The following is an 11409-nucleotide window of genomic DNA, read 5'->3' as shown; positions in this document are numbered from 1 at the left end:
AGAGCCTACGTTCAGAGTCAGTCAACGCCAGATTGATCTTTAAAGCCCTGCGGGCTTTTCGCCTTATATCCCCGCCCGCACTGGGCGAGGGTTTACGGCGTTTTTCGCTAAGATCATGAATGTTTGGCTCAGGTTTGCCATATCTGCAACATAAGATTCTCCGTAGAGATTTTGATAATGACTAACGATAGCGGAGATTTCATGACCATCACCAAAACGAATTTTTCCTTTACCCAGTAACGATTGACTATCTTCAGAAGTGTTATATTAGGATATAACATGGTACGAATAAATCCATGTTGTAATATATAAATAACGTTTCATAATTTTGCCACACATGACCTTCTTCAACCCATTGTTATACATGGAATTATAAGTAGTAATAAGATGTATCGCTATTTTGGAATCTTATTTATACTCTGGGAGCAGAATATCTTAACATCGTGTTTGATAGGAAAGAATAATGCCGAAAATAATTTATTACGTCGCTGCAACAATAGATGGTTACATTGCTAATAATACCCACAGTCTGGATTGATTGGATGAATTTGAGCTTGGAGATGACGCAACACCTTATGATGATTTTTACCAAGGTATTGGTGCCTTGATTATGGGTTCGGGAACATACGAATGGATAATGGAAAATTCATCGGATGATTGGCCATACAAAAATATTCCCGCATTTGTTCTTTCTCATCGGACATTGCTAAAGCCTGAAAGGCTGAATATTACCATAACCAATAAAGCAGCAGGAGATATTGCTGCTGTGGCGAAGAAAGCAGCTAATGGTAACAATGTCTGGTTAGTGGGAGGCGGTAAAACTGCTGCGTATTTTGCCGAGGCCGGTGAATTACAGCAAGTATTCTTGACCACGATTCCGGTATTTTTAGGCACAGGTATTGAAGTTCTTCCTGTGAATGAAAAAGTGAGTGTTACATCTAAAACTCAACGTTTTTTACGTAGCGGCGCTATTGAAACCCTATTAGATGTAAATATAAATTAATACAATATCCTATAAATTATCGATATTAAATTATTTTATTTTGACAAAATAAAATAATAAAGTTTTTATTGTGCCATGTTGATGGAGAAAAAGTGGCGCGATTATCTGAATGGCGCCATAATCGCGCCATATTCTTACTCGAATTCGTTCATCTGTGAAAATATCTACACTAATCATTCAATTAAATTGTTTTTGTTAGTAAATCAGCCCCTTCACTATGTTATCGCATCAGGATTTAAGCTTGTACCGCTAAAGACTGAATGCGATTCACATATGATTGTATTGACATCGCTAAACACCCATCAGTATTTTCATCTTAACTTGGTCAGACATTATATATGCAGGGTTGCTGGCATAGATGAACCCTTGATGAAACGGTACAAATCTTTCACCTAGTTATCTTTATTTATCAAATGGATGGATAAGGTTAGTCACGTTATCAAGTTGTTCCTTGCAATACGATGTCGCTTTAATTCTGGTTTGTGCTTAGACAGATAAACCGGAAATTTATCTGTTTAAGTAAGGCATCTTTATACAGGATTATCCTAAAAAAACAGAAAGTAGTATTTTTTTGATCTAAATTTTCGCATTATGTTCTAAAAGTAGGCAAAATAAATGTTTAAGTAAGGATTTTAAATGGAAATACCAATTTATTTTCAATATTGGGGTAAGGCGAAGCGAACATCAGAAGCTAAGAGTACAAATTATCATCTACTTCCTTATCATTGCTTGGATGTTGCGGCTGTCGGCATGCAGTTGCTTTCTTTAGAAAGATCGCTGATTAAAGATCTCACTAATTTTTTAGCGTTATCGACAAAGCAGTTACAAGGTATTGTCTCTTTTGCACTGGCGTTGCATGATATTGGTAAATTTGCATCTGCTTTTCAAAAATTATTTCCCAGTCAGTCAGTCGGTCTGTATCGACCTTATTGCTGTAAAGGCTATGATGGACGTTATTTTTGTCATGACCGTATGGGGCTGTATTTTTGGGAAAATATCAAACCGAAGTTGCTTAATAAGCTGATTAATATTGAGAATATTAAACGGAGAGAACAGCAAGAGATTTTCGATACCTTAATGGTGCTGATAGACTGTGTATTAGGACATCATGGTCAGCCAATAGATAAAACAGACTATAAAGCTATCGAATATTTTACTGAACCCCATAATCTCAATGCGGCCACACTCTTTGCTCACCATTTAATTGAATTACTCCAACCTGAGTTTCCTATTGAAAAATTACAATCCAAAGAATGGCGACGGCGATTAGAGCAAGTGAGCTGGCAGTTTGCTGGTATTGCGATATTGGCGGATTGGATCGGTTCTGATAATCGCTATTTTGTATATCAATCTGAACCTATGCCATTAGCAGATTATTGGCAACATGCTAAAACCATGGCAAAAAAAGCGGTGATGGCGACAGATTTAGGCAAGGTACCGATGGTAAAGCCATTTATTTCTATTCAGAATCATTACGGTTTTGCTGCGACGCCATTGCAGAAGTGGGCTGAATCAATACCTGTAGATGATTCTCCTCAACTCTTTATTTTAGAAGATGTTACCGGGGCAGGAAAAACAGAAGCGGCATTAGCGCTGACACATCGTTTAATGCAAATAAAAGCAGCCGATGGTTTTTATTTCGGTTTACCTGACATGACCTCTTCCAATGCAATGTTTCACCGGATTGCTGAATATTATCAGCAAATGCTATCAACAGATGATGGCAGTAAACCCGGTATTATTTTGTCTCATAGCGCACAAGAGATGAATGCTCAATTTCATGAAGCCATTCTGGCGTTAGGTCACCCAGACAGAAGTTATGGTGAAACAGATATCTCCACTTCAGCACAGTGCAATCAATGGCTGGCGGATCCACGTAAGAAAGCATTGTTAGCGCCTGTTGGAATAGGCGCTATTGATCAGGCTTTATTGGCTGTATTACCCAGACGTTATCAGGCCCTGAGATTATTTGGGCTTAATCGTAAAGTATTAATTGTTGATGAAGTTTATGCTGCTGATGAATTTATGTTTAATTTATTGGAAAATTTATTAGCTCTGCATCTCTATCAAGGTGGTTCAGCTATTTTGCTGACAGCGACACTGACCCTGAAACAGCGCCAGCGTTTAACAGATATTTGGTTGAACGCCAGTGGATTGAGCTCACAATTATTGCAAAAAACGGATTTTCCTTTAGCGACAAAAATAAGCTTGAATGCCATATCGCCCGTTATTGAACAACCGTTATCAAGTCGAAAAGATGTTAGCCGGGAAGTCAAGGTTGATTTCTTAAATAGCTTTGTCTGCTGTGTTGAAAAAGTATTGGCGGCGATTGTACAAGGGCAATGTGTTGTTTGGATCCGAAATACAGTAGACGATGCTATTGAGGCTTATCAAACGCTGCAAAGCTTGCTCACTGAACCTGAACGTTGTCTGTTATTTCATAGCCGGTTTGTATTGCAACACCGGAAAGAAATTGAAAATCATGTAATGACTATTTTTGGTAAAAATAGTCATAGTGAGATACGCCGCGGTAAAGCATTAATTGCTACACCAGTATTCCAGCAAAGTTTAGATGCTGATGCCGATGTGATGATTTCAGATATTTGTCCTATTGATGATCTGATTCAGCGAGCAGGGCGTTTGCAACGTCATACTCGTGATAGTGATGGCATTTATCAAAATGGAATTAAAGATTCACGTCCTGCGCCAATACTCTTTATCCACGCGCCTGATTGGAAGGAGCAACCCGAATCAGATTGGTTAAGCCATAATTTCCGTAGCACGCAATATGTTTATCGTTCGCCTGCACGTTTATGGTTAAGCATGCGTATATTGAGAAAGCTGGGTGCAATACGTATGCCTACGGAAACCCGTGAGTTAATTGATGCGGTTTATGGTCATGCTTATGAGCAAGCGCCTGAAAAGTTAAAGCGCCAGGAAAATGTATTAATTGATGAGGAACGAAGTCAGCAAGCCAAAGCGAAGTCTTATTGGTTGCAATGGCAGTTATATGGTTATTGTGATCGAAGTGCTGATAATTGGTATGAAGATGATGCCGATATTCATACCCGCTACAGTGATATTGAAACCGTTGAGGTGTTATTACTGAAAAAGACTGATTCAGGACAACTTGTACCCTGGATAAATTCCGCCGAATTTTCAATGTCATTGAGTACCGTTACATTATCTAAAAATAAGTATGCAGATAAATTAGCGCCAATTCCAAGGAAACTAATTCCCGCCTTCAATGCATTACAGCAGAGATATCACCAAATTAGATACTTGCAACCTTGGTTGCCAGAACAGGACCCAAACTTTACTTATTCTTCAACTATGGGCTTTTGTGAAAAATGAAAGCAGGAGGTGTTATGAACTTAGTTCAGGACCCGTGGTTGCCTTTCCGATTACGTGATGGTAGTGAAAAAGTACTGTCCATTAATGCGATATGTGACCATGATGTTATGGACTTTGCTTTACCGAGAGCTGATTTTCAGGGAGCGGCTTGGCAATTCGCTATTGGCTTATTGCAAACTGTTTTTGCGCCGGAAGATCAATATCAATGGCATTCCCTGTATAAAACATCGCCTGATAAGAAAACATTACAACAGGCTTTTACTAAAGCTGAACATGCTTTCAATATTACCGGTACAGGGCCCCTTTTTATGCAGGATTTTGATCCTCTGCAAAAGGTAAAATCAACCACTATCGCTGGACTGTTAATTGAAGCGCCAGGAGCCAATGGTTTAAGGCTGAATACTGATCATTTCATTAAACGTGGCATTGGTGATGTGATGTCTCTTGAAATGGCCGCTTTGGCGCTTTTTACCTTACAAATTAACGCGCCATCAGGTGGGGTGGGACATCGGGTCGGGTTGCGGGGAGGAGGGCCATTAACCACGTTAGTGCTGCTGGGCCATGCTGATGCGACACTATGGCAAAAACTGTGGTTAAACGTCATTAACCGAAATGAATGGCGTTATTCAGAACCTGATTTAACCAGTGCTCAGGTTTTTCCCTGGTTAGCGCCAACAAAAGCAAGTGTTAAGGAAGGAACGGAAATTTATTTTTCAGATGTTCATCCCTTGCATATGTATTGGGCGATGCCGAGACGTATACGTCTTGTGGTGGAAGAGAAGGAACAGGTTTGTAAAATTTCAGGCAAGTATTCTGAATTGACTGTTTCTGAATATCGCACACAGAATTATGGCGGCAACTATTCCGGTAATTGGCTTCACCCATTAACACCCTATAAATGGGACTCGAAAGCAACGGAACATTTATCTGTTAAAGGCCAGCCGGGAGGCGTGACCTACAAAATTTGGGATACTTTGGTATTTAGCAGTCATGAAAGAGGGCAAAGCTGTGCGCCGGTAGTGAGCCATTTTTATTCTTTATGTCGTGATGTTGCTGAACTTAAAAGTGCCATGCCTTATTTGTGGGTGTTTGGCTACGATATGGATAATATGAAAGCACGTTGCTGGTATTCCGTTATCATGCCGCTGTTTTTTGTCTTACCTGAACGGCAGGAAGATATTCTGTGTCAAGTTAAAGATCTACAAAAGCTGGCAACTACTATAATTTGGTTATGCCGAAACCAAATAAAAGCGGCCTGGTTTGAAAAACCCGCAGAGGTGAAAGGCGACATTTCTTTTATTGACCTTGCTTTTTGGCAACAAAGTGAATCGTTATTTTTTTCAGTGGTTCACCAAATTATCAACAATACACGTTCGAATGATCCTTTTCTTACCCCGGAACAGGCCAAACATTGGCTCAATACCTTGCGTCATCTCTGTCTGGATTTATTTGATGAACATGCCGCTTTATCTGAACCTGGTAATGAGCGTTCAATGGCGAAACGTATAAGAGCACGTCAGCACTTAATCATGGGGTTATATGGCCAAAAAGCTTTAAGAGAGATCAAAACATTTATTACCAATAATCATATTACTTCTGGCAAAGAGGCGGTGTAATGGACAGTAAAACTGAAATTATCTTATTGCGCTGGTGGCAAAGTATGTCTCTGTCACCAAAACAGTTAAAAGAGAAAGATATTATTCCGTCTCCTTCTACTTATAAAGCCCAGTTAAAGCGCTGTGAAAATGTTGAAATGGCGATGTTAACCGAAGGTTTTCGGGCTTTATGGCTCAGTTTACCTGACGAAATTAGCTTATCTGATAATCCGATAAAAATAGAATATTGGGCCACGATAGCCGCGGTATTAGTTTATGTCAGAAACAACAATGGTATTAAATTGGCCGTAGCGGCGGGTAAGAAAGGAGGGGGGAATAAACCGATTGTCAGTGAATTGCGCTTTTCACAATTACAAAATGCGAAAACACCGAACGAGTTATTACATCGATTACGTCGGATCCTACAGCAAGTAAAAGGCAATATTTCTGTTCTGGCTTTAGCTCAGGATATTGAGGAATGGTTTGCTGAATATGGACAATTACGACCCTGTAAAGCAGATAAGCGTATCAATGTAAAGTGGGTGATGGATTATTACTGTGCCGCCAGTAGTAAATGGGTTGATTTATCAGATTCTTATTAATAAATTTAGGAGAATGACTATGAGTCAGTTTATTCAATTACACCTATTAACCTCCTATGCGCCATCCAATCTTAATCGTGATGATTTAGGCCGGCCTAAAACAGCGAAAATGGGGGGTTTTGAACGTTTACGAGTGAGTTCTCAAAGTTTGAAACGCCACTGGCGTACTTCTGAATTATTTGAGCAAGCGTTATCAGAGAATATTGGTATTCGCACAAAGCGCTTTGGTATCAAGGTATTTGAAGCTTTGATCAGTGCCGGCGTGAAAGAAAAATCAGCTAAAGCATTGGCTGCAAATATTGCCGGTGTTTTTGGCAAAACTAAAAAAGATGCTTTAGAGACTGAACAATTGGCACATATCAGCCCGGCAGAGCAGCGGTCTGTCATGTCGCTGGTCGCTGTGCTGGCAGAAGAAGGCCGGGCGCCAACATCGGAAGAGCTTAATTTGTTAAAAGCTGAACAAACCGCTGTGGATATTGCGTTGTTTGGTCGAATGTTAGCTTCAAGCCCGGCATTTAACGTCGAAGCCGCTTGCCAGGTTGCTCATTCAATTAGTGTGCACAGTGTTGTCGTTGAAGATGATTATTTTACGGCAGTAGATGATTTAAATGATGGTAAGGAAGACACGGGTTCAGCCCATATTGGGGAATCGGGTTTTGCGGCAGCGTTGTTCTACAGTTATATCTGCATTAATAAAACGCAATTAATAGAGAATTTGGATGGTAATAAAGCGCTTGCTAATAAAGCGATTAAAGCATTGACAGAAGCGGCGGTGAAAATCTCACCGACGGGTAAACAAAGTAGTTTTGCTTCCCGTGCTTATGCCAGTTTTGCTCTCGCTGAAAAAGGCGAACAACAACCACGTTCTTTATCTGTCGCATTTTTAAAACCGATTCATGACAGTGACCAAGGCCCATCGGCAATTCGTGCATTAGAAAGCCAAATGCACAATATTGATCAGGTTTACGGTGCGTGTGCCGATGCCCGCTATAAATTCAATACATTCACAGGGGAAGGAAGTTTGACCGAGCTGCTTAAGTTTATTGCGCAGTAATGGGGGCAGAATGAAAGCATATTTAGTCTTTCGATTATATGGTCCAATGGCAAGTTGGGGCCAACCTGCGGTTGGCGGGGAAAGGCCAACGGGATCATATCCTGGGCGATCTGCGATTTTGGGGTTATTAGGGGCCGCGTTAGGCATTCGACGAGATAATGAATCTGAATTAGCAAAATTACAAAAAAGTGTGTTGATTGCAATTAAGCAAATTGTTCCCAGTTCTTTAATACGTGATTACCATACGACGCAGGTACCAACGCACGAGAATAATGTGATTCACCAGAGCCGTAAAAGTGAATTAAATTCAGATAAACTGAATACCATATTATCCAATCGTGACTATCGCTGTGATGGTATTTGGATCGTTGCCATTACATTAACCCAACATGCTTCTTTTACGCTGGAACAATTACGGGATGCTTTACTTAAACCGGTATTTATCTTGCACCTTGGACGTAAATCTTGTCCACCTGCTTTACCTCTCTGCCCTAAATTAACAGGGAGATCGACATTAAAATCGGCGTTGGATATCTCTTTTCCACCACTGATTCATTCTGATAAGGAAGATAAGTTATGGCTGGGAGCAAATGGTCTTGTTACTTATTTTTGGGAAGGAAAAAAAGATGAAATTATCGCTTCAAATATCTTAATAAGCCATCCTTGGGATGAGCCGATCAACCGGGGACGTTGGCAATTCAGGCAACGTACTATGTATCAACTTTCTGTCGAGGAGGGTGTTAATGTATTTGTCTAAAATTACACTTCGGCAATCAAGCCAGACTGCAAACATATTGGCGAAGCTTGGTGCGAATGGAGTTTATACCTCCCATCAATTGCTATGGAAATTGTTTACAGAAGACGTACAGCGTCAATTTCTATTCCGGCAAGAAATCGGAATAATGGGATTACCTGTATTCTATGCTTTATCTAAAACATCACCCCAAACACAGTCACCGTTATTTGATGTTGAAACGAAATCATTTTACCCTCTATTGCGCGAGGGACAGCGTTTAGCTTTCAAATTACGTGTTAATCCAACAATCTGTGTTACCGATCCTTCTGGAAAACGCCGGCGTCATGATGTCTTAATGCATGCTAAGTTTCAGGCAAGACGGCAAGGCGAAACTGAACAGGGAAAAATAAAGACCATGATGGAGGATGCTGCCCGCAATTGGCTCCTGGATAATCGTCGTATGCAGCAATGGGGTATTCAGTTTGATGATTTACTGAATATTGAAGGTTATACTCAGCATCGAAGCGTAAAAAGGAAGGGACAAAAAATCCAATTCTCCAGTGTCGATTTCCAGGGGCTCCTGACGATTACCAATGGTGATTTATTCTTGGCACAATATACTAAAGGTTTTGGTCGATCTAAAGCTATGGGGTGCGGATTGATGTTAATCAGAACAGTATAATGGCATTGACTTCATTTAAATTCATTTCTGTTGGGGATCGAAATATAATCGCCTTCAGGGTATTGATTGTTGAAGATGGCTTATTTGTGTTATTAGGCGTTCGCGTTATGTTTTGAAAGCAGAGTAAAAGGCGAGATGACTAACTAATGTATTCATGCTGCGGTATCCTATTGCGTTGGGTGCAGTCACTACTCTAAAAGTATTGATAAAATAATTACTGTGTTCCTCACCTCTGTGGGGATAAACCCGAATTTTGGTATGCATTTGAACCAGGAACAATATATTTTCTTTGCTTCATGGGATAAAACGCTATAATTAACCAATAAGAGACCGTGTTAGTGAATGTTCCTTGTGCCTACGGGGATGAACCAAACTCGATAAATCTTATCAATAAGCGAATTTACATGTTCCCTGTACTGACGGGGATAAACCGCGTCATGAGTGATGCATTAGTAAATTTACTAAATGTTCCCTGTAATTACGGGGATGAACCTAGCAGTGCTCCTAATAGCATAAAGCCAGGAATGAGTTCCCTGTACCATCGGGGATAAACCTGAAGTAACACAGGGACGTAATTAGTGGTTAATCGGTGTTTGTTCTGTCTGCGGGAGAATATTATGTTAAAAGCAGTTAAGTAAAGTATTCCCCGTATACGGGGGTGAACCGAACTGATACTGTTGTATATCTAGTTTGAAAAAATGTTCCCTGTATTGACTGGGATAAACCGAACAGTTAGCGATTGAGTTAGCGGAAACATACGTGTTCCCTGTTTATATGGGGATAAACCGCTAAATACAGAATCATCTTCGTCTGTTGTAACTGTGTTCCCCGTAACTTGAGGGGATGGACCATCATCGGGGAGAAAAATTTCCGCAATAGTACCAGAATTCCTCGTGTCTACGGGGATTAACCAGATTCAGGTTTTGTGATGTGATAGCAGAGTAAAAAGGTTCCCCGTGCTTACGGGGATAAACCGATAATAGAAAAGATTTAGATAATGAATATGAAGTATTCCCTGTGCTTACAGGGATAGAGTAGTTGTATGTTGTTCATTGAGCATCTGCAAATAATCCGCACTGGTCAGGTTGCTGATGTCATCGCCGTTTTCTAAACGCACTTTCAACCAATTGATAATCCGTTCCACTAACCGCCCCTCTGACTCATTCAGTTTTTCAGCTAATTCACCGTGGTTTTCCCACAAATCACAACTAATCACAAATGCCTTCCCTTTCAAGGCGTAATCGGAATGATGCCAGGCATACGATAAATGACTATCCAGGACGAAAGGTCGTTCATTCCCACCTTGACCGCAATTCTCAGGGCGGGAATAAATCTGTGGTTCAGGTGTATCGATCATTAACTCACTTACTGGCGTCAGGAATCCCGACCAATCGCTGATTATCATTGCTGGTAATAACTGACTGAGAATACGGGGATCCATACTGCGCAAAATCACCTGCCTTTCCCGCAATATCACCTGCTGGCGTGAACGCCAGTGATTAAGCTGTTGGGTCCATAAATCCTCACTGCGGTAAGCCCAGCCCCAACTGTTGTCGCTCAGGGTATGGTTATCAAGCAGATGACCGATGACTGACAGATAGCCTGATCTGGGCTGAACCAGCCAGGGGCTTTGTGCCAACAGGTGATCCATCGGTGTACCGCTATACAATGGAAAAGCCTGTTCTACCCAGTCGTTTTTGTAAAAAAGAGTGACAGGGTTCGGCTTTGCCAGTGAATTGAGCATAAAGAAAACAGGCAGATTATTAGGCGTGGTCAGCCATTGTTGCCAATTGATAGAAATGTTCATGCATCCTCCTGGTTATTGATAATCCAGTTAGCTTCTTGTTGAGCCTGCACAGCACAAATTGGCCTGGCTGGAGATTTTACATCAGTCAGCGGTTCTACCCCCTCTGGCAATTGCAGAGACAGACCACGTCCGACACCGGCGGAACCTTGCCCGACGGATAAATTTGGGGAGGTCAGAATACCGCCGGGAGTTAACCGGATAAAATGACCGCCGATTTTTAAGGTAATTTCCGACGCCGCTTCCAGCACGATTTTACCGCCGCTTTTCAGATGCGTTTCCTGACCGCTTTCAGTGACCAGTGCTTCCCCGGTCTGTAAATGCTGACTGCCGGTAATACGGTGTGATACATCCCCATCAGTACTGTATTTACCGGAGCCGGCGATTTTCCGGTGGTCATCAGCGCGGATTTCACTGTACCGGTTATTATCGATCCGCTGTTTATGGTCGTGTTTAATATGCCAGTAAGCATCGTGCTGAATATGGGCGGTCAAATCTTTCTGCCCGTGCAGGTAAATCTCTTCCTGATCTTTGGCATCCTCAAACCGCAATTCATTAAAACCGTCACCTTTGTGAGTC

General features: G+C 41.2%; 9 protein-coding genes. 7 read left to right on the top strand and 2 right to left on the bottom strand.

Annotated elements, in window-relative coordinates; translation table 11 throughout:
- The first annotated feature begins 538 nt into the window (after window positions 1–538).
- From ABR397_RS21180 to cas6e, 7 genes are all read left to right on the top strand, one after another.
- The gene (locus ABR397_RS21180; RefSeq protein ID WP_350307445.1) at window positions 539–1003 is read left to right on the top strand and encodes a dihydrofolate reductase family protein; all 465 of its coding nucleotides are present in this window, start codon (window positions 539–541) and stop codon (window positions 1001–1003) included.
- Window positions 1004–1639: 636 nt separating this feature from the next.
- Window positions 1640–4357 (top strand): CRISPR-associated helicase Cas3', encoded by a 2718-nt coding sequence (cas3, locus tag ABR397_RS21175; protein ID WP_350307444.1) that lies wholly within the window; start codon window positions 1640–1642, stop codon window positions 4355–4357.
- Window positions 4358–4371: 14 nt separating this feature from the next.
- Window positions 4372–5973 carry a type I-E CRISPR-associated protein Cse1/CasA gene (gene casA, locus ABR397_RS21170; protein ID WP_350307443.1) on the top strand — a complete coding sequence of 534 codons (1602 nt, stop codon included), beginning with the start codon at window positions 4372–4374 and terminating at the stop codon, window positions 5971–5973.
- On the top strand, window positions 5973–6554 hold the full coding sequence (gene casB / locus ABR397_RS21165) for a type I-E CRISPR-associated protein Cse2/CasB (protein WP_350307442.1): 582 nt from the start codon (window positions 5973–5975) through the stop codon (window positions 6552–6554). The genes casA and casB overlap by 1 nt, the downstream gene beginning before the upstream one ends.
- Before the next feature lie 19 nt (window positions 6555–6573).
- Window positions 6574–7608: a type I-E CRISPR-associated protein Cas7/Cse4/CasC gene (gene cas7e / locus ABR397_RS21160; protein ID WP_350307441.1), complete on the top strand. Its 1035-nt coding sequence runs from the start codon at window positions 6574–6576 to the stop codon at window positions 7606–7608.
- 10 nt (window positions 7609–7618) lie between these two features.
- Complete coding sequence (gene cas5e / locus ABR397_RS21155; protein WP_350307440.1) at window positions 7619–8365, top strand: type I-E CRISPR-associated protein Cas5/CasD; 747 nt, start codon at window positions 7619–7621, stop codon at window positions 8363–8365.
- Window positions 8352–9026 carry a type I-E CRISPR-associated protein Cas6/Cse3/CasE gene (gene cas6e / locus ABR397_RS21150; RefSeq protein ID WP_350307439.1) on the top strand — a complete coding sequence of 225 codons (675 nt, stop codon included), beginning with the start codon at window positions 8352–8354 and terminating at the stop codon, window positions 9024–9026. The genes cas5e and cas6e overlap by 14 nt, the downstream gene beginning before the upstream one ends.
- Window positions 9027–10047: 1021 nt before the next feature.
- Here the strand turns inward: cas6e and ABR397_RS21145 are convergent.
- Together ABR397_RS21145 and ABR397_RS21140 are read right to left on the bottom strand one after the other, a co-directional pair.
- Entirely contained in the window at window positions 10048–10833 is a 786-nt protein-coding gene (locus ABR397_RS21145) for a DUF4123 domain-containing protein (RefSeq protein ID WP_350307438.1), read from the bottom strand.
- The coding region (locus tag ABR397_RS21140) for a bacteriophage T4 gp5 trimerisation domain-containing protein (protein WP_407072893.1) at window positions 10830–11409 on the bottom strand (580 nt) is incomplete at its 5' end. The genes ABR397_RS21145 and ABR397_RS21140, both read right to left, overlap by 4 nt.

The organism is Photorhabdus viridis, assembly GCF_040256935.1.
Taxonomy (GTDB): Bacteria; Pseudomonadota; Gammaproteobacteria; order Enterobacterales; family Enterobacteriaceae; genus Photorhabdus; species Photorhabdus viridis.
Note: the sequence above shows the minus strand (reverse complement) of the source record. Positions and strands in the feature narration are given on the sequence as shown.